The following is a 24,937-nucleotide window of genomic DNA, read 5'->3' on the forward strand; positions in this document are numbered from 1 at the left end:
TGGGTCCAGAAGAACCCCGTGCGGCGTTTAATATTTCGATTAGCTAATGTGTGGAGTCCACATCGGTTCCGATCATTTTAGCTATATAAGAGTGTGACTTCAAATTCAAGTAAGCGATATGATGATAGAGGTCAGCGTATAAAAGTCTGAAGTTCAAGCCGTTTGATCTTGGCGAATGGGTAGTCGATTTTCTAAGGAACATAGGACGTCTTATTTAGCCTTCAAGTCCTTACTTTAATTTGTAAGAAACTTCAGACACGTTATTTCCCCAATCTCATGAAAAAAAACGCTGAAAACGGCTGTTTGTTTGGATATAACGTGTCTCAGGTTCCTCAGATTTCTGAGGGAGCTTTAAAAGCATGAATAAGCCGCCTCAGATTCGTTAGCTTACGCTCTTGCTCTGTTCCAACCGTGAGCTGGACGATGTCCTCAAGCCCGCCCGGCACGGAGTGGAGCTTTTCATTTGGCATAGAGAAAATCTCCTTTTACGGCGTCCTGATCGTTTACTCGCACAAGAAGGAAATGTTCTCCCCACAGTCGGGATACAGCACATTCGCTTGCTCCGTACGCGCTAAGGTCCACTTCGGCATGGAGTAACTTTGCAGAGTCGCTTTAGTTCGACTTATTGAGCTGTCCCTGATGTAACTGATAGTAGAATCCTTGTTGCTGCATCAACTCATCATGGTTGCCCCGTTCAGCGATCTGTCCATCATCAATGACGAGAATCTGATCGGCTTCACGAATCGTGCTCAGTCTGTGGGCGATGACAAAGCTGGTACGGTCTTTCATTAAAGTGCGCATCGCTTCCTGAATGTGCATCTCCGTGCGCGTATCAATGCTGCTTGTTGCTTCATCCAGAATAAGAATGGCCGGATCAGCCAGAATTGCCCGGGCAATGGTCAGCAGTTGTCGTTGTCCCTGACTGAGGTTGCTTCCCCCGGAAATGATGGGGGTGTCGTAACCTTGTGACAGTTTGCGGATGAACGAATGTGCATTCGCCAGCTCAGCCGCTTGCCTGATCTGTTCATCGGTTGCGTCGGGCTTGCCGTAGGCGAGATTGTCGCGAATGGTACCCGAGAACAGGTAGGCATCCTGAAGTACAATGCCGAGTTGCCGACGGAGTTGATCCTTCTCCAGTTCCGAGATGTTACATCCATCGATGGTAATCCGTCCGCCTGTAATCTCGTAGAAACGGGGTAACAGGTTGATAATGGTTGTTTTGCCTGCGCCGGTGGGTCCAACAAGTGCAATCATCTCACCAGGTTTTGCAGTAAAACTGACCTTCTTCAAAATGTCTCGCTCCGCACTGTATCCGAAAGAGACGTCTTCAAATACCACTTTACCTTGAATCTGGTCCAGTTGTTTCTTCTGTTCCTCTACGTATTCGCTAGGCGTATCCATAATGTGAAACACACGTTCAGCACCTGCAATTGCAGCCTGAATCAGATTGTACTGATTGGCAAGATCGTTGAGCGGCCGCTCAATCTGGCGGGAGTAAGCGAGAAAACTGACGATCAGTCCGATGGACGTCAGATCATGATAAGCCATCCATCCACCTACAGAAGCCAGTATGGCAAACCCGATATTATTCATCACGTTCATCGTAGGTCCAACCAAACCCGAAACGGTCTGGGCCTGTGTGCTGGATGTGCGCAGTTTCTCGTTCAAATTCTCAAAATGTTGATGTGCCTGATCCTGACGGTTATAAGCCGCTACGACTTTTTGTCCAGCAATGGTTTCCTGAGCATACCCATTAAGCTCACCAAGCAATTTCTGCTGGGCTGTGAAGTGTTTACGTGTTCTTGACGCGATTAGGCGAGTGGCGATGGTAATCAACGGTACCGTTATCAGACTAAGCAATGTTAGGCGAACATCGAGTGCAAACATGATCGATAAGGAACCAACGAGCAGGATGGCACTGGACATCAATTGGGTTACGCTTTGATTCAGCGTTGTAGATACGTTATCGATATCATTGGTCGCCCGGCTCATCAGATCCCCGCTTTGATTTTTATCAAAAAAGCTGACAGGCAGCTCTTGTAGTCGGGAGAACAACGCATGTCGCAGATCCTTAACGGTCAGTTGGGACACACCAATCATGACATAGGATTGAGCCCACATTAGGAGTGAGCCAAGGACATACACACTCAGCAAAAGAAGACATTCCTTCAGCAAACCCGCTGTTACTTTGGGCACAATATGTTCGTTTACGGCGCGGCCGAGAAAGTAAGGTCCTGCCAGATTGAGCAGTGTTCCAAGAGCCGTCAGCACTAATGCAGCGATAACTCCTTTGCGATGACGTCCCATGTACGACCATACCCGAATCAGGGCGTGGCGAGCATTTTTGGCTCTGACTTTGGGAACAGGTCCTCTGCCCGCTGGTCCGGGTCTTCCGATGGGAGGCACGACCGTTTGTTGTATGGAGGAAGATGCAGGTTTAGCCAAATTGAACATCCTCCTTCCGTTGCTGCGAATAATAGATGGCTTGATAGTGTGATGAATGAGCCATAAGGTCATCATGTGTGCCTCTGGCAACGATCTGTCCTTCATCAATAACATATATACAGTCTGCATCCTTCACGGAGGAGATCCGCTGTGCAATCAAAAAGGTCGTGCTGTCTTTCATCAAAGATTGCAAAGCCTTCTGAATGCTCGCTTCCGTACGCAGATCCACAGCACTGGTGCTATCATCCAGAATCAGCACTTCTGGCCGCATGAGCAGGGCGCGTGCAATGGATATACGTTGTTTCTGTCCACCGGATAGATTGACCCCGCGCTGACCCAGCTCCGTGTCATAGCCATCCTTTAGTTTCATAATAAAATCATCCGCTGCCGCAGCTTGTGCCGCATTACGCAACTCATCATCCGTTGCACCGGGCCGGCCGAAGCAAATGTTATCCCGGATGCTGCCGCTGAACAGGATGGATTCCTGTAGCACAATGGATACACGGCTGCGAAGAGCCTGAAGAGCCCAGTGGCGAACGTTTACTCCATTCACGAGCACTTCACCCTGGGAAGCATCATACAGACGGGGAATCAGCTGCACCAGCGAGGTTTTGCCTGAACCTGTTGAACCGATCAAGGCAACTTTCTCACCTGGGCGAGCCTTCAGGTTAATTCCGGTGAGTGCATGGTCTCCGTCATAACGGAAAGATACGTCTCTGAACTCCACTTGACCGCCTGTGTGCGAGGAAAGAGAAGACGTTTGGTTTCGGGACTGATCACGAGTAGACGGGGATGACTGTACATTCCCGGAGTTATCGGTTCCCGATTGAATATCCGGCTGTGTATGTAACACCTCGTTGATCCGTGCAGCAGATACCTTGGCGCGGGAGAAACTCATCATCATCATGCCGATCGACGTGAGGGAAGAGAGTACAACCGTGACATAGTTGATAAAAGCAATCAGATCTCCGGCAGCAATATCGCCTCCCACTACCTGGAAACCTCCGAACCACAGCACCGCTACAATGGTAGCGTTCAGCATCAGGCTGAGCACGGGTGCATTCAGTGTGACGATCCGCCAAGCTTTGACGGCGGTTGTAGTGTAATCTTCGTTGGATTGCTTGAACCGTTTTTTCTCCAGACGTGCACGTGCAAATGCCTTGACGACACGAATGCCGGCAAGATTCTCCTGAAGCACGGCGTTGACCTGATCAAGTTTGTTCTGCACACTGGCGAACAGCGGATAGGAAGCTTTTATCAGAATAAATAAAATAATAAACAGCACCGGTACAGTCGCAATAAGAATTAAAGCCAGCTTTACACTGATCGTAAACGCCATGATGATACTACCAATGATCAGCATCGGCGAACGGATAAACATCCGCAGCAGCATCTGCACAAAGGTCTGCATCTGGGTAATGTCACTCGTCAGACGAGTGATCAGAGATCCTTCCTGAAACGTATCCAGATTGCGGAAAGAGAAGGTTTGAATATGGTCAAACAGTTCCTGGCGCAGATCCGTGCCGTATCCAACGGCAGCTTTGCTTGAATAGAGTGTACAGCCTGCGCCGCCAACCCAGCCGATTAACGCAACAAGTAGCATGATCAGACCTGTAGTCACGATATGGGGCAGATTCCCTGCAAGTACACCATCATCCACGATGCTGGACATCAGCTTGGGCTGGAGCAGGTCCATGGTAACCTCAAGTACCATGAGCAGCGGAGCGACGATTGCCGCCGACTTATATGGGGTCAAGAATCGTTTTAACGTCCACAATAGGGAATCACCTCAATCTTCATAGCATAAGTGAATCAATTTCATAATACCTTTAGCTGCTTCAATCGCGAATCTGCATCACCTCAGGATTCACGCAGGTTTTGGAGCATACGGTGTGCAAGTGCAGCCATGATCTCGGATTCTTCCGGTGTAAAATCTTTCTGGGCTTGCTGTTCCAACTCCTGAATCACTTCTCTCAATTCTTGTAGCGCAGAGCGCCCTTGATCCGTCAGGTATACCCGCAAACTGCGCATATCTTTCGGGTCTGCTTCACGTCTCACATAACCGGATGATTCCATGCGCTTGAGCATCACGGTTACCGTTGCGGGACTGCGCTGAAGTTGTTCGGCCAGGTTTTTCTGGGATTGGCCATCTTCCCGTTCAAGCTGGAACAACAAAGGGGGCTGCCCCGGGTATAACTCGGGGTGGTTCACAAGTTTCTCATGTACCTTGTAGCGTTTCAGTTTCACCAGTTCGGATAGCTGGCCCATTAACCGATCATTTTGGACTGGGTTCATATCATCTACTCCGTTCATATCCATTTAGTTAGTCGACTAACTAAATTTTAAGTTCAATTTGACATATCGTCAAGTGAATACAGATCATTTATTTTGGATTGGAAATATTGACCTGAGATAAATTAATACTATCTAATAGTTAATAACATAATGTTAATAACAGAATCGAGTTTGTAAATAATGACTTACGAAGGTTCATCTGGGTATCAGGATCAGGTACGTATCAGTGAACAACAGTTTCTGGAAACTTATACTGCTGATCCGGCGAGGTGGCCATCCCTATCTGGGACATTATATGGTGCAGGGCGATAGCAGCGAGCTGGAGCTTCAGGCCGATAGTTGGCAAACAAACGGCATCGTTTCAACTCCAGTAGTGGATGGCTGATTTGTCCTTATACATCAAGGGTTTGTTCGGTAATTTAAGCTGCGAAAGTTGAGTGAATAATAATTTAATTCACAAAAAACCATTGTATTCCCACTAAATTCCAACATAAATACAATTTGACTTGTAAAAGATGATAAAGCTTCAAAAAAACGAATTTGGAAAGGACGGATAATGATGATATTTCAGCAAATTTGGGACGCAGACATGAAGGGGAATGGTTTACTTCCGTTGATTGATGGGCTTAGTGATAACAAAAAGGATGCTAAGCAAGGCTATGTAATTGTGGATATGGATCCAATGCCGAATGAGGTTACAACGTCAGGAAGCGAGAAGGATGAGATTTCCGTGTTTAAAGAATCTCTTATTCCGCAGTCCAAGCAACAATCCTACGACTTATTCATCAAGCTGCACGATAACTATGATTGGAGAAAGAATGGCAAAGAGGATAATACGCCGGAGGAACAGGAAGAGGTTGACACGTTCTTGCGGTTTGCGATTGGAACGAAGCCGATGCAGCTAGCTCGTGAGTATGCCGAGTCTAACGGACATCTGGCCGCAGGCAGCTCCAATGAAGAGTGGATGAATATGCTCAAAGCTCTCTGGTTCAAATTAATTTTAGGCAAAAGCACTTCGTATTTTGAACATGTGTTCCTGGGAGAGCAGGGAGGTCAACGGAGAAAATTGGGTGGACACCATTTCTGGTATCACTATCTGATTAATGACGGTCCATACGTGCAATTGAAAAAGGAAGATTCTATCGTGTTCATCAGACATGTAGAGGTTAATAAAATTGAAGCTAGTCAATTGGCAGAAGTCATCACGATTCAATACTCGTTGGAGGAAGAAGATCAATCCGGAGGGAAAACGAAGCTGAACAAAAAAGTCGGTGGCTTTTTCGTAGGTACGAGCGCGGAAGGCTTGATGGCTCTCGGTACGGTGGCTTTCCTAGATGGAAGACAGGACATTCCTACAGAGCTGAATGGAGAGAAGCTGGATATTACGGTTTTCCGGACGCAAGATCAGGAGAAGCATGCTAGAACATTCTTTCCTAAGATTAAAGAAGCTGTTCCTGCGGGAAGCAGATAACTTTACAATGATAAGTTTTCTGTCCCAACGAAAATTTCTTGTAATTAGAATTAAAGGAGCAGAGGCTGCTGTGAATGTTAACGGAATGCCATATGAGATTAACAGCCGGAGAATATGCATGATAATGACATAGGTATAAGTGTTTTGGGAAGGAGCCGGAACAGATTCGCATTGAAGAGCGTCTGATCCAGCCAAAACTGGATAGATTATTAGAGCTGGTGCCAAGCAAGGGCATGAATCAGCTGTTTGTAGATCACCACCATCAATTTAATCATCAGCTAGGGACGAATGAGGAGTTCGAATACTTGAATGCGGCACTGCTTCAGTCTCTAGGAGATGGAAAGGGCTATAGGTTAGTGCAGGTGGTGAACTTGCTTCAGGAAAGCTTGGTCAGGTATGGTAAAGTGCCCGAGAAAGTGCCTGCTTTGTAGAGGGGTGGCATCAGTTCCTTCGCCTGGGTAAGCATTAGCAGAAATAATCAAATGATTAAAGCAATAAATATAATAAGGGACCGACGGTGTCAAGGTCGGTCCCTTATTTTTTGAAGCTCTCCCTGATAAACAGGCACTTTATGCTCGATGAACATGGCTACAGGGTTGCCGGAGTAGTTAATCCAATCGCTCCAGCTATCGAATACACATTAAAATCGATTTCAGATTTGAAGTCGTGGCGTATTTTTAAAGCGATTCGAATGGTCAGTTTCATTGCATTGCTGCCATCGAATTTTTGCCTTTCTCATTACCGATATTAAGAGCTTGGTTTTGTCGGGTAAAATACTGGGAACGGGCTTAACCGCATCGCGCAAGTCTTTAACCCGACAGACCTCTTAAGTGACCAAGAGCTATTTGAAACTGGGAACCGATTTTCAAGGACGCTCCTTTGACCAACTAATTGTATTCAGGCTTTATTTAGCGATGGAATCTGAATGGCACGAAACCAGTGATGACTTGATACCGGGAGGAGTCTTTTTTCTCTTTTCCGATGAGGTTTGCAACCTGGACTTCCAATTCACGCTTCAGCATCTGATGAGTTTATTTCTCGTTTCTCAAGCGATAACGAAAAAGAGCTAAACGTCTGTTTTTTGTCAACTACAGGAATAGATCTCTGGTTTATCCAGTTATATCAAGGGCTTGTTTGTAGATTTAAGCTGCGAAAGTTGAGTAGATAAGAAAAAAACAAAAACCTCTGCTTTGAGCGGAAGAGAGTATGATAACTAACTCTGTTCCGGTCTCTAAGAGAGGTTTTTTGGTATTGTGACACGTTAAGTGTGGAGTGTAAGGGAAATTATTTTTTGGAGAACATTTCTTTGGCTTCATCCATGGCCATTTTATTACCGATCGATGAGTAATCCAGCCAAGGTTGTGCACCAATCGGGTAGACATGGCCGGCTTTGACTGCTTTCAGGCCTTGCCAGATCGGATTGTTTTGTAGCTCCTTGAACATGGTCTGGGCTTCATCATCCGAATTCACAACCACAAAGATCGCATCTGCATCATAGTCCGGCAATATTTCACGGGAGACGACTTGATACGGTTTAGTCGAATCGATATCAGTGATCCCTTTGGCAGGAGTCAGACCGAGATCCTCATACAAAATGGGGCCCATGGGACGGCGTGTACTGAATACACGTAATTCTTTGGCAGTAACACGGATTGCCATCACAGTACCATCACCAATCGTGTCATGAATCAGAGATTTCACTTCTTCCGTTTCGGTCGCGTAGTCCTGAATGTATTGCTCGGCTTCCTTCTCGCGATTCACGAGTTTGCCAATGTCTTTCAGATGGTCGCGCCATGTACCGTCATCCAGATTGAAGACATGCACCGGAGCAATTTTTTCGAATTTGGCAATATCACCACCGGAGAATTCTTCGTCCAGATAGATCACATCGGGTTTCAGGGCAAGCAAAGCTTCCATATCCGGGTCTTTAACCGGACCAAGTGGCGTTGTATTTTGAAGTTGATCAGCAACATGGGGCAGGAAACCTTTGGCTTCGCCACCGATAACGGAACCAACCGGAGTAATGCCAAGAGACAGCAGATCATTGGTCAGATGGATCGACATGGAGGCAATACGTTGCTCTCCCGAACTTGCACTGTTGTCTTGATTCTTGGTTGAAGTATCCGTAGAAGAACCACCAGAAGCAGATGATGAATTATTGGTCGTTCCACAGGCTGCAAGCACAAGCACCAGACAGATACTCATGACAAGCATAAGATTTTTCTTTAACATGGGTAATCACATTCTCCTTGAACATCTCTTGGATGTCTTTATTGTTTTTTGAAAAAAAGATCACTTGCTTCGTACTAATAGGTACAAAAAGTAAGGTGCACCAATCGCAGCAACCACCACGCCTGCCGGAATGGCATTAGGCTGAAAGATCGTTCGCCCGATTGTATCGGCGCTCACCAGAATAACCATACCGATGAGCCCGGCAGCAGGGATCAGATGCCGATGCATCGGACCGACAAGTCTACGCGCCAGATGTGGTGCCGCCAGACCGATAAAGCCGATCCCACCAGCCATCGATACACTGACGGCAGACAAGGCCACGGCACAGAGCAGCAAAATAACACGCTGGGATCGAACAGGCGTCCCAATACTGGTTGCGGCAGCATCACCAAGGTTGAAGGCATCAAGCGTTTTGGATCGACTCCAGATGTACGAGATACATAACACCACCCAAGGAAGCAACGCTTGCACATGAATCCAATCCCGGCCCCAGACGCTTCCTGCCAACCAGCGAGCGGCAAAGGAATAGGTGTCTTCATCCAGACGCAGGGAAAGGTAGAGTGTCAACGCATGGAACCCGGCCGCTACCGCGATTCCCACCAGAATCAGCTTAATGGGTGATACGCCGTTGTGCCGATCATAAGATAACAGCATGATGATCAGGGCGGCAGCAACACTGCCTGCAAAAGCAAACAACGGGATCAGCAAGGCCACAGAACCATCCATCGTAAAGGAGAGACTAACAAACACCATTAGTCCAAATGCAGCCCCTGCATGTAATCCCAGAATGCCCGGGTCCGCCAATGGATTGCGGGTGATCCCTTGCAAGGCTGCTCCGGCAATACCAAGTCCCGCTCCGGCCAGTACAGTTACCAGGATGCGAGGCAGTCGGTAATCAAACAGTACAATCTGATCATCCGAACTGCCATTACCAAGCAGAGTCTGTAACACAGCCGCTGGGGAGAGACGAATGGTTCCCGTGTTCAGGCTGATCACAATAACGGCAATGGCGATGCAGAGCAGTGTGATACTGACAACTATCGAACGTTTACCTCGTGAAGGTGTATTAAAATTCATCGCTACAAGGCCCTCCTTTCTTTACGGGCCAGATAGAGGAAGAAAGGTACACCGACAAAAGCGACCATAATGCCTACCGCGAGCTCCTCGGGCGGGTTCACGATGCGTGAGCCCAGATCGGCGAGCACCAGTAAAATCGCTCCAAGCAGAGAAGACATCGGAATGATGAGTCGATAATCCACACCCACCAGTTTGCGGGAGATATGAGGGATGACAAGTCCGACAAATCCAATCGAGCCTACTGCCGACACGGACACACCAGCCAGCACAACAACCGCTGCGAGGGCGAGAAACCTCGTCCAGCGCAAGTTGATCCCGAGATTAATCGCTACTTCTTCACCGAGTGACATAAGGGATACACGTCGGGCGAGTGGCATGATCAGCAACAGCGTCACGAGTAGCACGGGAAGAATCAACTTGAGATGCCGCCATTCAATTCCGCCAAAACCACCCGCATACCAGAAGGCCAGATCCTGACTCAGGTCAAAATAAATGGCAACACCTGTGCTGAGCGAGGTTAACATGGCTGCAATAACCGCTCCAGCAACGGTCAGTCTGATGGAATTCAGACCACCAGGTGCAGCCATTCCAAGCAGGAAGATAAGCAGTGTGCCCAGAACAGCCCCCACGAATGATAAAAACATAATCCAGCTGTATGGCAGTCCGGGCCAAAAGGCAAAGCTCAATGCTACGACAAAAGTGGCTCCAGCATTGATGCCCAGAATGCCCGTGTCTGCCAGCGGATTACGCGTAATGCCTTGCATTAAAGCTCCTGCAACGGCAAAAGCAGCGCCGATAATAACCGCGGCAAGGACACGAGGCAGCCGCAGCTCATGAATAATCTGATGTGGTGTCAAAGCTGGGTTGTACTGAAATATGGCAGCCCATACGGTTTCCAGAGTTAGTCCTTTGGCACCTAAAGAGATTGCGACAAACATACTTAGCAGCAGTATGGCTATGGCAGACAAAAACGTCAGCCCAACGGTCACTGCAGATTTTCTTGAATTAGACGGACGATTTGGCAGTCCCGGATGTTGAATACGGGTCACTCCTTTGGTACCAACAACGTATTTCATTGTTATTGATTATCATTATCAATTAGTGATCATTATAGAATCTTAATTCAGGCCCGTACATGGCATAAATTAAGATTTTGGAGATGGACATTTTTTAGATTACAAAAGTGAAGGTTTGTTCGTCAACATAGAGAGCGCTTCATCGAGCTGGATGTTGATGGAATATGGAGCATATACGACCCATGAGTTCCAGTCGATGAGATGTACACGTCCGTTTTTTACCGCAGGATGGCTGTTCCACAGTGGATTCGAAGCCATCTCTTTCAACAGTGTTACCTTTTCATGCATAGAATTAATCGCCAGTACCAGCACATCTGCCTCCAGTCCGTCCCATTCTCCTGGTGTAAAGGGCAGCCAGTTGAATCCAACGCCGGGAGATTTGCCAGCCAGTTCGGTCTGAATGCGCTGAGGAGCGGCAAGTTGCAAGGTTCGATAAAAGACATGTCCAAAGTTCCGATGGCTGTACATCCGTGGACCTTTAGGTGTTAACGTGCCAACGGCAACGGTGATGTCCCCGACGAATTCCTTGATTTTTTTGCGTGCACGCTCTGCCTTGCGTTCATGTCGATCCAGCCAATCTGTGGCTGCTTGGGTACGATCCACAATGGATGCAATCTGATGCAGATGACCAAAGACGTCTGTCTGGTTCCAGGGAATCGTGATGATGGGGGCGACATCGCCAATATGCTCCATCGCTTTGGCAGCTGCATTGTCCTTGGTCAGAATCAATTCAGGATTCACATCCAGGAAAGCCTGACGTCCCTGTTCCCAAGGTTCATAGGCGTGGAAGGGCAGCGTCAGCGATTTGGGCATATGAGGAAGATGGCCTTGAATCTGAGCTGCGCATGGCGTGATACCAAGTGTCATCAGGTGGTCCGTGTATGGATAGGAGAGCGACACGATATTTCGGTGGACCTGCTTCGAATAGGAAGTTGGCGCATAACCGGCATGGTTTCGGAAACGTCGGCTGAAATAAAATTCGTCACGGTAACCCACTTCACGAGCGACATCACGGATACGCAGATCGGAAGTGAGCAGTAATTCCTTGGCCCGGTTCATACGCAGATGAGTAATGTATTCAATCGGATTTTTCTGCATGCGGCTCTTGAATAGCTGTGAGTAATAGGACGGGTGCATGTCAGCCAGTTCAGCCAGCTTTTCCAGTTTGATCTCGTGCATATAGTTTTCACGCATGTATTGCAGGGTGGACCTCAGCCACTGTTCGGGTTCATCCTGCACAGCCCCTATGTCAGTCTGGTATTCTTGAGGCCAGAGCATATGTAACAGTTCGGTCAGGAAGAGCTGTGCCTTCAGGCCTGTTTCCAAGCCTTCGTTGGTCAGTTGTGTAAGCTGTGCGGCAATGCGCTGTATACCATAAAATGGGCCCTGAATCCAGCCTGTAACAGGTGAACTGAGCTCACGTTCGTAGATTCGTCTGGCTTTTGTTTTCTCCGTAGCCCGATACATATCAAAGTGAATGATATACAGTTCAATATCATGGTCTTCATCACTAATCAGTTCAATTGCAGTTCCTGGTAGGGACAGACAAGCTGATTTGCGAACCACGTGAGATTGGATCCCATTCATGATCAGTTGGCCTGTGAATTTGTGCATGTATATGAAAGTATGATGAGCTAGCTCAGTTGTGAACCAGCGCCATTTCCCACGGGTTATAATATGTTCTGCCTGACGAAGTTCGATCAGGGTATCATTCAAGAATGCATCTAGGTCTGCTCGGGTTGAGGATTCCTTTTCTGAATTGGGACTCGTCTGCTGATGTAACGTGTGTGGATTCATGCCGCTGTGGGCGGTACCGGGGATGGTGGTCATGGTGTTATGCGACCTCCTCTCTTTGGAACAGTTTAGGTAATAATTGAATCTGGAACGTACCATATTTTCTCGGACCTGAACGTCTATTGATACGTTTGGCATGATGTAGTGAATACTGGCTGCCTTGTCAAAAGCACGTTTGCAGTATAGCCAGATGTTTTATGAATAGCACAGGGTATATGATCCCGTTATCAGATGTGATCGATAGTTTAACCAGATTGTCGCTAGTTACAAGTATGTTTACGGACAAGACTTCTTGGCCCTAGTCTGCTGATAATCTTAGCAAATCTACTGGAGAATTGAAATGTACACAGATATGTTCGAGGCCCTGATGAGCTTGAAGTCTATTGAAAGCACATAATCGAAATCGTTTTCTGACGTACGCGTTTCTTTTTGGTAAAATAAAGGGGATAACATGTTGGCCTGATCTGAATCATGAACCTTTTCAACTCAAATTGCAGTAGGGAGGCTTTAATATGACAGAAGTAGTGGGACGGGACAAAGTACGCTGGGGCATTATGGGCACGGGATGGATTGCATCCCAGTTTGCAAGGGATTTGGAGCATGCGGGAAACGCTGTGAAAGCAGCGGTAGGTTCACGGACAGCGGGAAGTGCGGAGAAGTTTGCAGATGAATATGGTTTTGCACGCGCTTACGGTTCTTATGATGAAATGCTGCAAGATCCTGAGGTAGATATTATCTATGTGGCAACACCTCACCCTGTGCATAAGGAGAATGTAATGGCTTGTCTGGAGGCAGGCAAGGCGGTGCTATGTGAGAAGCCGTTTACGATGAACGCGCGTCAGTTGGAGCAACTGGTGGAGACGGCACGGGAGCGTAACCTTTTCCTGATGGAAGGGATGTGGACACGCTTTTTGCCGCCGATCGCTCAAGCCAGAGCATGGATTGCAGAAGGACGAATTGGTGAAGTACGTTTGCTCCAGGCAGACTTTGGATTCCGTGTCGGCTGGGAGCCGGAAGGTAGGTTGCTTAATCCGGATCTGGGTGGAGGCGCATTGTTGGATGCAGGGGTGTACCCGATCTCCTTTGCATCGATGATCTTTGGTGAACAGCCCCAGCATGTATGGAGTACGGCCAATATCGGTGAGACGGGTGTGGACGAGCAATTTTCCGTGTTGTTGTCCTATTCTGAGGGACGCTCTGCATCACTGAGTGCTGCCATTCGTCTGAACCTCAGCAATGAAGCGGTCATATACGGTACGGAAGGCAAGATTCGTCTTCCTTTATTCTTGGCGGGTAAAGAAGCCTTTCTGCATGTGAATGGTCAGGACGAGCCGGAGAAGTTCACGGATGATCGAACATGTATTGGTTATGCTTTTGAGGCAGAAGAAGCGGGACGTTGTATCCTCGAAGGTCGGACGGAGAGCAACACCATTAAACTGGACGAATCCTTGGAAATCATGAAGCTGATGGACACGATTCGGGGCCAGTGGGGATTGCGTTACAAATCGGAGTAAACAGACAGGAGCTGACGTGTGATGGTGAAGATTCTGATATCCGGGTTTGAACCTTTTGGCGGGGATGCGGTGAATCCGACGGGGGCGTTAATGGAAGCTCTTGCGAACGAAGTCATCGAGGGCGCTGAGCTAAAAACAGTACTGTTGCCCGTGAACTTTGATGAATGTGCAGACCTGCTGATCGCAGAGATGGAAGCCTATCGGCCAGATGTCGTCATCGCCTGTGGGCTGGCCAAGGGCAGAACATCCATCACACCGGAGCGGATCGCCGTGAATGTCAAAGATATTCCGCCAGGCTCCTACGCGGATAACCAAGGACAGCGTCCTGTGGACGAGCCAATTGTAGACGGCAGCCCGGACGGCTTGTTTGCCACTTTGCCCATACGTGCCATGGTGAAGGACATGTCCGCAGCGGGTATTCCCGCTACCGTGTCCAATACAGCAGGTACATATATCTGCAACAACACGATGTATCGGGTACTGGATCACATTCGTATAGGGCATCTTCCGATCCGTGCAGGATTTGTGCACTTTCCTGCCTCCACAGAGATGGCTGTGTTGCAGCCTTCCGTTCCGTCGCTTCCTATTCCAATGATGCTGGATGCGCTGCGGATCATGATTCGCACGGTTGTGGCTGATTCGTAGGGGATGGTTGCGATCGTTCGGCTGCGGTTGCAGCAGATCGTAGGTGACGGTTGGTTGGATTCATAGACCGCAGTTGTGAGAGGGAGAGCAGTGGGTTGGGACAGGGTAAAGTAGGGTTCAAGATGACGTGGAGAGCTTGGAGTTGCATGGGTTTCCTTCCGCTTCGATCTGGGGTTGAGTAGAGTGATAGATATGAAGTTGAACATAGAGTGAAAAAAAGAGCTGTCCCATCGTCATAAGTCTGACGTTAGGGACAGCTCTTTCTATTTCGTGTGTCATGTGTAGTGTAGTGTAGTCCAACATGGTTAGTGAGGCCACTAGTTTGCAGCAAGTATCTTGTTGCAAGTATCTCGCCTAGTTAAAAATTAGACTCTAAAACAGCAAACCGAAAAACAACAAATCAAGAACCGCAAACCCGAAACCCGAAACCCGAAACCCGAAACCCGAAACCCGAAACCCGGTAAGGCTTATATAACTTTTGCTGGAGAGTAGGGATTCAGCGAAATAGGTGCGGGGGAGTTTAAGGATAGACTCCGATTCGTGAGCCTTCTAAGCTTCTGAATACAACCTATACTAACCCTAAGTAACTAAGCTCTTACAAAACAAGACGCAAGGACACCGCCATCATCCTGGCTAGCTAAGTGGTTTGTATCCACGAAAACCACGAATAGACTTCTCCGAAGCTTACTCCTCAGAACACCTTGGAACGGACTCAAACGAATCGAGCACACGCTATTCGCCGAGAATCCGCACACACCAATTTCTAACGAATCGTAGGATCGTTATTGTGCGAAATTAAGCGAGTTGGTCGACGATATGAACGAATTCTAGCCGAATACGGTGTCTGAGATTCTTTAGAATTCTCATACCACGTTATTCGGCTAAATAAGATGTGCTGTGTTCTTTAGATATAGAGCGAAGAGAAACTAACTCAAATTAAATCAAAGTTAGATTCGCAACAGATCAAGGTCGAACTCGGGAACGAGTCCTTCTTTCATGGCGCGGCCAAGCAGTGCAGTGATTGCACCGTAACCATCATCACCCAGGTTGGCGCTGAACTCGTTAACGTACAGGCCGATATGTTGTGCAGCTACGTCAGGGTCCATTTCTTGGGCATGTTCCATAACGTATGCTCTCGACTCATCGGGGTGCGCCCATGCATATTCAACGGAGGCGCGTGCCCATCCGGCGAGGGCATGAGCATCCATGTTGCGACGTGCGATGATCGCTCCAAGCGGGATCGGAAGGCCTGTGTCGCTTTCCCACCAGTTCCCGAGATCTGTCATTAGTTTGAGATCATAATTCTGGTACGTGAAGCGTGCTTCATGGATGACAAGTCCGGCATCGATCTTGCCGTCACGAACAGCAGGCATGATCTGGTCGAATGGCATGACAACAATCTCGCCTACACCGCCAGGAACATTTTGCGCTGCCCACAGACGGAATAATAGATATGCTGTCGAGCGTTCACTTGGGACAGCAACCCGTCGTCCAGACAGATATGCTGGATCGGTCGTGCCATTTGCGGTCAGAACCAAAGGACCACAGCCTCTGCCAAGTGCGCCTCCAGCAGGAAGCAGAGCATAGTCAGATAACACGTATGGCAGTGCTGCATAAGATATTTTCATCACTTCAGGTGTGTCGGGTCCATCCGGATTTGCTGCCAGACCATTGGTAATATCAATATCAGCATAACGGACATCCAGCTTAGGTGCGCCCGGGATTAACCCGTGCACCCACGCGTGAAAGATAAATGTATCGTTTGGACAAGGGGAAAATGCAATTTTCATGATGTAATAACCTCCCGTAAAATGGAACTTGCGGCCTGGAGCGCATCGAGGGCGTCCTTGATGCGCCAAGCGTCGCGGTCGCGTGGACCGACCGCGTTGGATATGGCCCGCAGTTCGAGTGCTGGCACGCCGAACTGCTGGGCAGCTGTTGCCACGCCGAAGCCTTCCATGCCTTCGGCGGCGGCATCCGGCACGCGGCGCAATAGCTCTGCGGCCGTCTCCGCTGTTCCGGTCGCCGTGGACACGGTGACCGCAGTGCCTCCGCTGACAGCGAGCCCAGCCCGCTGCAGCTCATGGCGCAGGCGAGCGGCAAGCTCAGCGTCCGTCGCCACAATGGACGAGCCGAATCCGAGCTCGTCCACACTAAGGAAGCCGTCTGGCGTCTGCGAGCCCAGATCGGCAGCAACCATGGCGTCGGCTACCACGAGGGAGCCGACGTCTGCCCGGCCGGGGAACCCGCCGCCGATGCCGGCACTGATCACCAGCATGTAGGCTGGTGAAGATCCGGTCCCGGCAAGGGGCCCCGGCCGGGCAGACGTCTGTGCCACATCGGATGGGCTTGGCGCAGTGGAACCCTGCGCCAACGCCCTAGTGCTTGCAGCCGCTACGGCATATGCCAATGTAGCGGCTGTTCCTGCTGCGGCCGAGGCTGGGCCAACACCCGCAGCGATGACGTCAAATCGTTCCGTGGCCGTATTTCCCAAACCACGGAGGACCGCATCTTTCTCCGCATCAACCGCGGTTACAATTAACACACGTTGTGATGAATTTGCTTGTACCGGACTAGTATCTGAAGTCGTTGTTGCCCCGCTTAATTCTCCCTGTTGGTCACTAGTCTCGAATGAGGCGTTCGCTTTATTATTCTGATCTTTATCCTGTCTATGTTCATTCATCTCGGATTCTCCTTATGAGGTATTAGAAGTGTAACATATGCCTCCATAGCATCTTTCTTACAGCAAGCTTCTAGTTACACTTCTTAGGGTTACTACTTACTTCTATATTTTCGTGTAAATGTATAGTTCAGCTTATATAAATGGAATTCGGGCATATATTTGTCCACTACAAAAGGACATTTATCTTTTTTGTCTTTCAAAGAGTGGACACTTTTTCTAAAAAGATACTATATCCATCCATGAATATAAAACACTACATATAGATGTTTTCAGATATAAAATTAAAAATAATCTATATGTAGAATATCAATTCCGAGGTGCTTTCTCATGTCCGTGTCCACTCTTTGAAAGACATATCTACAATATGTATGCTCAGTGCGGACAGCACGAGTTGGCCCTCCAAACGAACAGATAAACGATTGAAAAGGCTGGAGTCTGCCCGACCCATCCAACGCGAATCATATATAGCCTTAGGATTTTAGACCAACAAGCCAAATGAATAACGGTCCAGTCTACACTCGACCACTGCATAGTAGCTTATTTGTGCAAACCCGAATTTAAAGTAAATACACAGTCTTGTTTACTCTAATATAGCTGTCTGCTGTAAGGCCAACCGTTTGTGCAGACAATAGGTCTATAACACAACACATCTAACGCATAACAGACCTAACAATCAATCAGGTTAAACTCGCACAAAATAGTAATCAAGATACAGTGATTGTCGAACACTTCATCTCCATCATAACGGAAGGGGAAAGACCTGAACAACCATTGCATGTAATTCTGTCAAAAGCGGTCAAGCAAAGGTTGCGGGTAGCCGTCTCACTTCGAGTAGCCACATCGCTTCAGATAGCCGTTTTGCCTCACCCCATGTGAACGCCACCCTGATCGAGCCCCGTCATAAGCAAGAATGAACCTGCTTCCAAAAATTATATATGTCATTTAAACCATATAATCTTTCTTTATTAACGTACTCCCAATAAAACAAGAAGTCAAAGTCAACAGTTGACAATCTGATTTAACTGTATTAATAATAGTAGTACAGTTAATACACCTAAGAGTTGAATATGTACGGCACTACAGCTGTACAGCTTAGGTAACGCCTTTTTCACCTAGATAACTACACATACACCTCAGATACAGTCATTTAAAACCCATAGGTTATTTCACACATTTACAGAAAGGAGGTGCGGGATGTTCGAATTAGATGTACGCAGCCGTAAGGCGATCTACGAGCAACTAGTGGACAAAGTCAAAGAAATGATCGTATACGGTATTCTAAAGCCCGACGAGCAGCTTCCTTCCGTTCGTGCGTTATCCACGCAGCTGACCGTGAATCCAAATACGATTCAGAAAGCGTATCGTGAGCTTGAACGTGAAGGTTACATTTATTCTTTGCAGGGAAAAGGGAGCTTCGTATCATCGTCAGTGGAACATCCGAATGAAGCCATGAGAGATGAGATCAGAGAGTCTCTGGTGAAGTTGATTGCAGAAGCTTCGTATTCCGGTTTGACCAAAGCGGATATGACGCTTTTGTTTGAGGAAGCGATGGCCCGTATAGAGAAGGAGGAGCCTCATGATTGAGCTGAATCAAGTCGTCAAAGCATTTGAACAGGAAAAGGCAGTGGATGGCGTAACGATGCACATACATAAGGGGTCGATCTATGGTTTGCTCGGTTCCAACGGGGCAGGCAAGACATCGCTGCTCAAAATGATGGCTGGCATTTACCGTCAGGACAGCGGGACTGTTCGTATCGAAGATAATGAGATTTATGAAAATATGGATCTCAAAGGCCGCACAATTTTTATGGCCGATTCACCCTACTTTTTCCCGCAATCTTCAATAACTCAGATGGCTGCATTTTATCGTTCGGTATATCCGCGCTGGAATGAGGAACGGTTCAAGCAACTGGCTACCGTGTTCAAACTGGATGTAAAACGCAAGCTGCATCGCATGTCCAAAGGCATGCGCCGTCAAGCAGCCGTATGGCTGGGACTTAGCTGTATGCCTGAAGTGCTGCTGATGGATGAGCCGATTGATGGCCTTGACCCGGTCATGCGTCAGCAGATCAAAAACTTGCTGTTCCAGGAAGCAGCTGAGCGTCAAGTAACTATTGTTATCTCGTCTCACAATTTACGTGAGATCGAAGATCTGTGTGACCATGTAGCGATTATGCACAAAGGCCGAATTATTGTAGAGAAGGATCTTGATGATCTGAAGGCCGATACGCATAAAATCCAAGTCGCATTCCGCCACCCGGACCATGCCAAAGCCATGGATGAGCAGATTGATATTTTGCATGAGGAGAAACGGGGAAGTGTATCCCTGTACATTGTCAAAGGCAACCGACAACAGGTAACGGATCAATTCCGTGTACATGATCCGTATCTGCTGGATGTACTGCCTTTGACGCTCGAAGAAATCTTTATTTACGAAATGGAGGACGCAGGGTATGATATTCAACCGATTGTTCTGTAAACGGGGCATCCTGATCCAAAATTTCAGACAGCATGGATGGATAGGCATTTTATTTCTCATCACATTGTTGTTCTCACTTCCGTTATATATCGCTACCGAGTACAGGGACGTGCCACAGCAGATTACAAGTTTGTTTCAGGCCAATGGTGAAGTGCAGATTCTGTTCGCTATCACACTGCCCGTAGCGGCTGGAATCTTTCTTTTTCGGTACATTCAATCTGGTGCACCTTCGGATCTGTTCCATAGTTTGCCGTTACGTCGTAAACATCTATTAACGGTGAATCTGTTGACCGGATTTGCCATGATCCTGATTCCAATCTGGATTACAACTGCGATTACCGGCTGGGTATGGGCGGTACTGGATCAACCTGCGTTTCTGTTTGATGGCAGTACAATCTGGATGTGGGGCTTGAGCATGAGTATATACTCGCTGTTTATGTTCATGCTAACTGTGGCGGTGGGCATGTGTATTGGTCAATCTGTATTGCAGGGACTCACCGTGTACGCACTCGTCTTGTTACCTGTTGTCGTATGGTTCATTATGTCACTTCATCTCCAGCATTATTTGCTCGGATATGCTTTTGAAGAAGTGGGCTTTAATGCGGAGAAACTCTCACTTGTCCTGCGTGTGGGTTCGATCAGTAACCTCCCTGTAATCCGTCAGGAGTTAATTATCTATGCGATATTTGCAATCCTGTTTATTCCTCTAACCTATGTACTTTATGCGAAGAGACAGGTTGAATCTGCTACCCAAGCAGTTACGTTTAAGCTTATAAAACCTATATTTCGCTTTGGATTGATGTTTACATTGGTTCTGATTGGCGGAGGTTACTTTACAATGATTGCTCCAAGAGGATCAGCTGGATGGGGAATCTTCGGATATATCCTCGGCGGAATTGTAGGTTATATCGTTGCCGAGATGATTATTCGCAAAACATGGCTGATCTGGAGCAGCAGGCTGCTACCCAAGCTGATTCTATATGGTATCATCGCTGGTCTGATACTGTACGTACCTATTGCCGACTGGAATGGATACGCCGCTCGAGTGCCTGAAATGAGCAAGGTGAATAGCATCAAGCTTGGTGGGGAGAGTTATACCTACAGTAACGGTGTCAGTCAGAAAAAGGACGATGCTCAACTCTATTCTAATGATCCGGAATACATGGGGGCAGTTATCGCTCTTCATCAAAAAATTGTGAATTCCGATCTTCCTTTACTGGATGATCCGATCAATACAGGTATGCGTAATGATGAGTCTATATTAATTAACTACAAGCTGGATAACGGCAAAGTGATGAAACGTAAATACTACATTCCAGAAGCCGAATTCCATCAGGAATTAAAGGCTCTGAAACAGTCCCAGGATTACAAAAGAGTCGCCTTTGAAACGTATAAGCTGGATGAAGATGCGTTAAGTTTCGGCATTCGTTCTGCCATAAGTTCATACCGGAAGGTTTATATTAGCAATCCGGAGCAAGTCCGTGAGTTCAAAGCATTGTTGAAACAGGACATTTTTGATCAGACCTATGAAGAACAGCGCTCCCCGTGGCAGTCGTTTGCTTACGCGGAGATGAATCAGGACTCTACTTCGAAAGATCCATTTCAACCGAGGGAGATGTGGAATTTTGAGATCAAACCTAGCTATGATCGGGTATTGGCTTGGCTGAAGGAGAACAAGTTATACGACCAGTTACTTGTCCAGGCAGATGAGATTGTCTCCGCTCAGTTTGCGAAGCAGGAGATTAACAGTCCGGGTTCGCTTCAGTGGACTGCTCCGCAGCCAGAATATATCGATGGGAGTCTAAGTGTTAACAAACAGATAGCGACTAAAAACAAAGAAATCATTAGTGATTTGCTCAAACGTCAACGGTCGGGTTATCTAACAGAGAAAGATACCATCTATCAGATCAAGTTGAATGTAACTCGTGGCGAGGACATCTATATGATGCTGAAAGAAGAGGATCTGACCGAGGAAATGAAAGCTATTTTGGTCAATCAATAAAACTGAGCTGTAAGCTGTTAACTATAAGCGGGAAGGGTTCTCCCGTTAATCGAAAGTTTTATTCAACCAGTGAAACCAGATTTACTTGACCAGATACAACGAATGGAATATATTAGAAAAAGGAAAGGTTCGAGCGACTCGTTCAATCGAATCTCATATGGAACGGCTTATGAGGGAAGCACCCGTAAGAGCAGGCAAATGCCTGACTTGCGGGTGCTTTTTTGTCGTTCGCTGATTTCGTTGGCTATTCTGCTAAATATTTTAGAAGAAAGGGTGTAGAGATGGATGCAAACAGAAGCATGGAAGGAAACGATAAATGAACAGGAGGCCATGGCATGTTGTTCCCTATTGGAACGATCAAGCTCTCATAACTTCATAGATCATCATGGCTTGATCAAAGTTGAGAAGGGGCGACAGCATCTCGAAGACTTAGCTTTAGAGGACATAGATCCAATGGAGACAAGAGTAAGTGCATCTCATGTTCTGACAGGATATAGCGGTAGTCACGTAATATGTCAAAGTAAAGGCAAACCTGGTAAATTCCCATCATTCGCTCATCTTATTTTCGGATCACGCCTGCTTATAGGGCTTGTGATTCTGTTCAGCGCAGGCACGATCTATTTTGCTTCTTCAGTGGAGGCTGCGGGCATAGATCTTGGCGTAACAGCGCAGAAAGCCTGGGACTCCGTTTTGAACAAAGGCGATGCACAAACCAAGTTAACGTTGAAGCAAGCGTACGATAAAGTGGGGAACTGGAAGGCTCAAGAGCAGGTTTGGGAACAAAAAATAAAGACACTTCATGCCGCCAATACCGCGGAATTGGAGCGATTACGTGTAGAAATAAGACAAACCGATGATGCGAAGGTCGCAGCTCTAGCTGAAAAGGTAAAGCAAACCCAAGCCCGATATGAACCACTATTCGCCCTCTATAGTTCAGTCAATAGACAGTTGGATGCAGCCAAAGCTATCAAAAATAAGGAATGGAGTGCAACAATCCGCACTCAGGCAGAGAAGTTGAGACCCGTTGTGAAACTTGCCAGAGAAGACATTCGGATCAAGAAAAAGGAACTTGCTGAAGCACGCAAACGGAAGAGCGCTGAAATAAAACGTTTACGAGCTATGCTAGCAGGGGCCGACTCCGCGAAGAAACAGATTCAAACGGCTAAAAAACAGACGAGTCTGGCGAAAGAACGATATGCAAACGCCCTGCAACAGTTCAAACAGAGCACGAAGCAAGGCCAACCGTCACGTGTACTCAGCTCATTGAATACCTTGGCGTCTGCAGCAGAGAAGTGGGCAGGAACAAAACAAAGTATTCATACACTGGAGCAAAACGTATCCACTACGTATGTGAAAGTCAGACAGGAAATCGCCAAGAGACCCAAATAAGAGGAAACCCGGTCCTCTCTGCAACGTACACAACTTTAGATGTAAAGACGCTTCGATGATGATGGAACGAGGTGGAGCTATTGCAGTCCAAGTTGGAAACGAAACGTACGGGGGCAAAAGGTTTTAAACGTAAACGTTACTGGATTCCCAGCGTTGTACTAATTTTGATCATAGGTTTTATTGGGATTGGTACACAATGGACACCCAAAATAACGGTATTTTTATTAAAATCATTAATTGAAACTACTAATACAGACACAAATAGCAAGGACACTATGCTCTCAAATGGGATAACTCGTGTTGCGGATGTACCCTATGCAGACGAAGGGCGTAATGACAGTACGCTGGATATCTATTATCCTTCCGTAACATCGGAACCTTTGCCTGTTGTGTTGTGGGTTCATGGTGGTGGATGGGTCTTGGGTGACAAAAAGGATATCGCAGATTATGCCGTACAATTAGCCAAACAGGGTTACGTTGTGGTCAGTATGAATTATGCGCTCGCACCGGATACGAAATATCCCATTCCCGTGATCCAGACGAATCAGGCTTTGACTTACGTGAAGAACCATGTCAGTGAGTATCACGGTGACCCGGAAAACATATTTCTCGCAGGCAATTCGGCAGGTGCCCAGATTGCAAGTCAGACTGCGGCAGTGGTGACCAATCCATCTCTCGCCAAGCTGATGAACATAACACCAGCCGCCCAGCCGGAAGAGTTGCGTGGGGTTCTGCTATTCTGTGGTCCATACAATCTAAGCACGGTAGCCAATACAGGCTTTCCACTCATACGGACATTTCTCTGGTCATATACGGGAGTCAAAACATTTGAAGACTATCCACGTCTGCATGAAATGTCGACCGTGCTTCAGGCCACAGCAGCGTATCCGCCTGCATTCATTACCTCAGGCAATTATGACCCGTTGACCAGTCAATCGATTGAGCTGGCACAAGTATTGAAGCGCCTTGATGTTGAGGTGGAAACCTTGTTTTTCTCAAACTCATCAGAGAAGCTGGGACATGATTATCAATTTGATCTGGAGAGTGACGCTGGACAACAGGCGATACATTCGGCAGTACGATTCATGCAACAGTATAGTCGATGAGCAGACAAGTCTGTGGTACACTCGAAGCAAATGAGGGCGCAGGAGGAGAAGTATGGCAGATAAAGAAGATTTGACCCGGTTCGGGGTGGCGTTTCCTACACCTCTAATTGAGCAGTTTGACCAGTATATTGAGGAACAGGGATACAAAAACCGATCTGAGGCTTTCCGTGATCTTGTTCGCAAAACATTACTGCAACCTTCTGCATTACAATCCGATCAGGATGTGGCCGGCACTATTGTTATGGTCTACGATCACCATATCAGTGATCTTCCCATTCGTTTGATGGAGCTCCAGCATGAGGTGCATCATGACATCATTTCCAATATGCACGTGCACCTGAACCATGACCAGTGCCTGGAGGTTATTGCCGTACGGGGTAACCTGGGACGATTGCGTCATTTGCATCAACAGATCCAGGTACAAAAAGGGGTATTGTATGCGGAGCTGTCTGTGACTTATGTGGATGAACTTAATAAACTGGCTCATGCTCAGAGTAGCGGTCAGGATGGCAATCTGAATCAAAGTCTGGATTACAATCAAAGTGCAGGTCAGTATGGTCACAGCCATCATTATCATCGCTCTACGGAGTAAGACAAATACGAGTTTGATTAAAAATAAAGCGAACTTAAAAAAACAGACCATTGGTTAGAAGCCGAATGCGTCTGTTTTTTTGTTGTTTGTTATAATACCTGACTTTATAGAGCGCTACGAATGCTCGATTATATAAC

The 24,937-nt window shown here is 47.3% G+C and carries 19 protein-coding genes; 10 read left to right on the forward strand and 9 right to left on the reverse strand.

The features are described from left to right. Positions 1-612 precede the first annotated feature (612 nt). The 3 genes from EL84_RS11850 to EL84_RS11860 form a co-directional block, all read right to left on the reverse strand. Entirely contained in the window at positions 613-2,445 is a 1,833-nt protein-coding gene (locus EL84_RS11850) for an ABC transporter ATP-binding protein (protein ID WP_152683007.1), read from the reverse strand. Further along, positions 2,438-4,222 carry an ABC transporter ATP-binding protein gene (locus EL84_RS11855; RefSeq protein WP_047841840.1) on the reverse strand — a complete coding sequence of 595 codons (1,785 nt, stop codon included), beginning with the start codon at positions 4,220-4,222 and terminating at the stop codon, positions 2,438-2,440. The genes EL84_RS11850 and EL84_RS11855 overlap by 8 nt, the downstream gene beginning before the upstream one ends. Positions 4,223-4,305: 83 nt before the next feature. Next, positions 4,306-4,740: a MarR family winged helix-turn-helix transcriptional regulator gene (locus EL84_RS11860; protein WP_047841841.1), complete on the reverse strand. Its 435-nt coding sequence runs from the start codon at positions 4,738-4,740 to the stop codon at positions 4,306-4,308. Between the two features lie 556 nt (positions 4,741-5,296). On the opposite strand from EL84_RS11860, the gene EL84_RS11865 reads away from it, so the two are divergent. Together EL84_RS11865 and EL84_RS11870 are read left to right on the forward strand one after the other, a co-directional pair. Beyond that, positions 5,297-6,211, forward strand: coding sequence for a hypothetical protein (locus EL84_RS11865; protein ID WP_047841842.1), 915 nt, complete (start codon positions 5,297-5,299; stop codon positions 6,209-6,211). A gap of 233 nt (positions 6,212-6,444) precedes the next feature. Then, the gene (locus EL84_RS11870; RefSeq protein WP_047841843.1) at positions 6,445-6,642 is read left to right on the forward strand and encodes a hypothetical protein; all 198 of its coding nucleotides are present in this window, start codon (positions 6,445-6,447) and stop codon (positions 6,640-6,642) included. A gap of 853 nt (positions 6,643-7,495) precedes the next feature. On the opposite strand, the gene EL84_RS11875 is transcribed toward EL84_RS11870, so the two are convergent. The 4 genes from EL84_RS11875 to EL84_RS11890 all read right to left on the reverse strand — a co-directional run bounded on the left by EL84_RS11875 (position 7,496) and on the right by EL84_RS11890 (position 12,426). Beyond that, complete coding sequence (locus EL84_RS11875; RefSeq protein WP_047841844.1) at positions 7,496-8,443, reverse strand: iron-hydroxamate ABC transporter substrate-binding protein; 948 nt, start codon at positions 8,441-8,443, stop codon at positions 7,496-7,498. 60 nt (positions 8,444-8,503) lie between these two features. Beyond that, the gene (locus EL84_RS11880; protein ID WP_047841845.1) at positions 8,504-9,520 is read right to left on the reverse strand and encodes a FecCD family ABC transporter permease; all 1,017 of its coding nucleotides are present in this window, start codon (positions 9,518-9,520) and stop codon (positions 8,504-8,506) included. A 2-nt stretch (positions 9,521-9,522) separates the two neighbouring features. Beyond that, entirely contained in the window at positions 9,523-10,596 is a 1,074-nt protein-coding gene (locus EL84_RS11885) for a FecCD family ABC transporter permease (RefSeq protein ID WP_082218987.1), read from the reverse strand. A gap of 99 nt (positions 10,597-10,695) precedes the next feature. Then, positions 10,696-12,426, reverse strand: coding sequence for an AraC family transcriptional regulator (locus EL84_RS11890; RefSeq protein WP_047841846.1), 1,731 nt, complete (start codon positions 12,424-12,426; stop codon positions 10,696-10,698). A 476-nt stretch (positions 12,427-12,902) separates the two neighbouring features. On the opposite strand from EL84_RS11890, the gene EL84_RS11895 reads away from it, so the two are divergent. Then, entirely contained in the window at positions 12,903-13,904 is a 1,002-nt protein-coding gene (locus EL84_RS11895) for a Gfo/Idh/MocA family protein (RefSeq protein ID WP_047841847.1), read from the forward strand. A gap of 21 nt (positions 13,905-13,925) precedes the next feature. Continuing rightward, on the forward strand, positions 13,926-14,549 hold the full coding sequence (gene pcp, locus EL84_RS11900; protein WP_047841848.1) for a pyroglutamyl-peptidase I: 624 nt from the start codon (positions 13,926-13,928) through the stop codon (positions 14,547-14,549). 947 nt (positions 14,550-15,496) lie between these two features. On the opposite strand, the gene EL84_RS11905 is transcribed toward pcp, so the two are convergent. Further along, the gene (locus EL84_RS11905) at positions 15,497-16,339 is read right to left on the reverse strand and encodes a 1,4-dihydroxy-6-naphthoate synthase (RefSeq protein WP_017690309.1); all 843 of its coding nucleotides are present in this window, start codon (positions 16,337-16,339) and stop codon (positions 15,497-15,499) included. Then, entirely contained in the window at positions 16,336-17,232 is an 897-nt protein-coding gene (locus EL84_RS11910) for a futalosine hydrolase (protein WP_047841849.1), read from the reverse strand. The genes EL84_RS11905 and EL84_RS11910 overlap by 4 nt, the downstream gene beginning before the upstream one ends. Before the next feature lie 1,194 nt (positions 17,233-18,426). On the opposite strand from EL84_RS11910, the gene EL84_RS11915 reads away from it, so the two are divergent. The 6 genes from EL84_RS11915 (at position 18,427) to nikR (ending at position 24,800) form a co-directional block, all read left to right on the forward strand. Continuing rightward, complete coding sequence (locus tag EL84_RS11915) at positions 18,427-18,816, forward strand: GntR family transcriptional regulator (protein WP_036606399.1); 390 nt, start codon at positions 18,427-18,429, stop codon at positions 18,814-18,816. After that, the gene (locus tag EL84_RS11920) at positions 18,809-19,711 is read left to right on the forward strand and encodes an ABC transporter ATP-binding protein (protein WP_047841850.1); all 903 of its coding nucleotides are present in this window, start codon (positions 18,809-18,811) and stop codon (positions 19,709-19,711) included. Before EL84_RS11915 ends, EL84_RS11920 begins: the two co-directional genes overlap by 8 nt. Further along, positions 19,686-21,713, forward strand: a complete 2,028-nt coding sequence (locus EL84_RS11925) for a hypothetical protein (protein ID WP_047841851.1) — start codon at positions 19,686-19,688, stop codon at positions 21,711-21,713. The genes EL84_RS11920 and EL84_RS11925 overlap by 26 nt, the downstream gene beginning before the upstream one ends. Positions 21,714-21,998: 285 nt before the next feature. Further along, positions 21,999-23,102: a hypothetical protein gene (locus tag EL84_RS11930; RefSeq protein WP_047841852.1), complete on the forward strand. Its 1,104-nt coding sequence runs from the start codon at positions 21,999-22,001 to the stop codon at positions 23,100-23,102. An 80-nt stretch (positions 23,103-23,182) separates the two neighbouring features. Beyond that, a complete protein-coding gene (locus tag EL84_RS11935) occupies positions 23,183-24,208 on the forward strand; it encodes an alpha/beta hydrolase (RefSeq protein WP_053061460.1) in 1,026 nt (341 codons plus the stop codon). Positions 24,209-24,260: 52 nt separating this feature from the next. Continuing rightward, positions 24,261-24,800 carry a nickel-responsive transcriptional regulator NikR gene (gene nikR / locus EL84_RS11940; RefSeq protein ID WP_047841853.1) on the forward strand — a complete coding sequence of 180 codons (540 nt, stop codon included), beginning with the start codon at positions 24,261-24,263 and terminating at the stop codon, positions 24,798-24,800. Positions 24,801-24,937 lie beyond the last annotated feature (137 nt).

This window comes from Paenibacillus sp. VT-400 (assembly GCF_001029205.1).
GTDB classification, from domain to species: Bacteria; Bacillota; Bacilli; order Paenibacillales; family Paenibacillaceae; genus Paenibacillus; species Paenibacillus amylolyticus.

Coding starts and splice junctions, on each gene's coding strand:
- EL84_RS11860 (WP_047841841.1), bottom strand. CDS start 4,740: ATGAACCCAGTCCAAAATGATCGGTTAATGGGCCAGCTATCCGAACTG.
- EL84_RS11865 (WP_047841842.1), top strand. CDS start 5,297: ATGATGATATTTCAGCAAATTTGGGACGCAGACATGAAGGGGAATGGT.
- EL84_RS11870 (WP_047841843.1), top strand. CDS start 6,445: ATGAATCAGCTGTTTGTAGATCACCACCATCAATTTAATCATCAGCTA.
- EL84_RS11875 (WP_047841844.1), bottom strand. CDS start 8,443: ATGTTAAAGAAAAATCTTATGCTTGTCATGAGTATCTGTCTGGTGCTT.
- EL84_RS11880 (WP_047841845.1), bottom strand. CDS start 9,520: ATGAATTTTAATACACCTTCACGAGGTAAACGTTCGATAGTTGTCAGT.
- EL84_RS11885 (WP_082218987.1), bottom strand. CDS start 10,596: ATGAAATACGTTGTTGGTACCAAAGGAGTGACCCGTATTCAACATCCG.
- EL84_RS11890 (WP_047841846.1), bottom strand. CDS start 12,426: ATGACCACCATCCCCGGTACCGCCCACAGCGGCATGAATCCACACACG.
- EL84_RS11895 (WP_047841847.1), top strand. CDS start 12,903: ATGACAGAAGTAGTGGGACGGGACAAAGTACGCTGGGGCATTATGGGC.
- pcp (WP_047841848.1), top strand. CDS start 13,926: ATGGTGAAGATTCTGATATCCGGGTTTGAACCTTTTGGCGGGGATGCG.
- EL84_RS11905 (WP_017690309.1), bottom strand. CDS start 16,339: ATGAAAATTGCATTTTCCCCTTGTCCAAACGATACATTTATCTTTCAC.
- EL84_RS11910 (WP_047841849.1), bottom strand. CDS start 17,232: ATGAATGAACATAGACAGGATAAAGATCAGAATAATAAAGCGAACGCC.
- EL84_RS11915 (WP_036606399.1), top strand. CDS start 18,427: ATGTTCGAATTAGATGTACGCAGCCGTAAGGCGATCTACGAGCAACTA.
- EL84_RS11920 (WP_047841850.1), top strand. CDS start 18,809: ATGATTGAGCTGAATCAAGTCGTCAAAGCATTTGAACAGGAAAAGGCA.
- EL84_RS11925 (WP_047841851.1), top strand. CDS start 19,686: ATGATATTCAACCGATTGTTCTGTAAACGGGGCATCCTGATCCAAAAT.
- EL84_RS11930 (WP_047841852.1), top strand. CDS start 21,999: ATGCAAACAGAAGCATGGAAGGAAACGATAAATGAACAGGAGGCCATG.
- nikR (WP_047841853.1), top strand. CDS start 24,261: ATGGCAGATAAAGAAGATTTGACCCGGTTCGGGGTGGCGTTTCCTACA.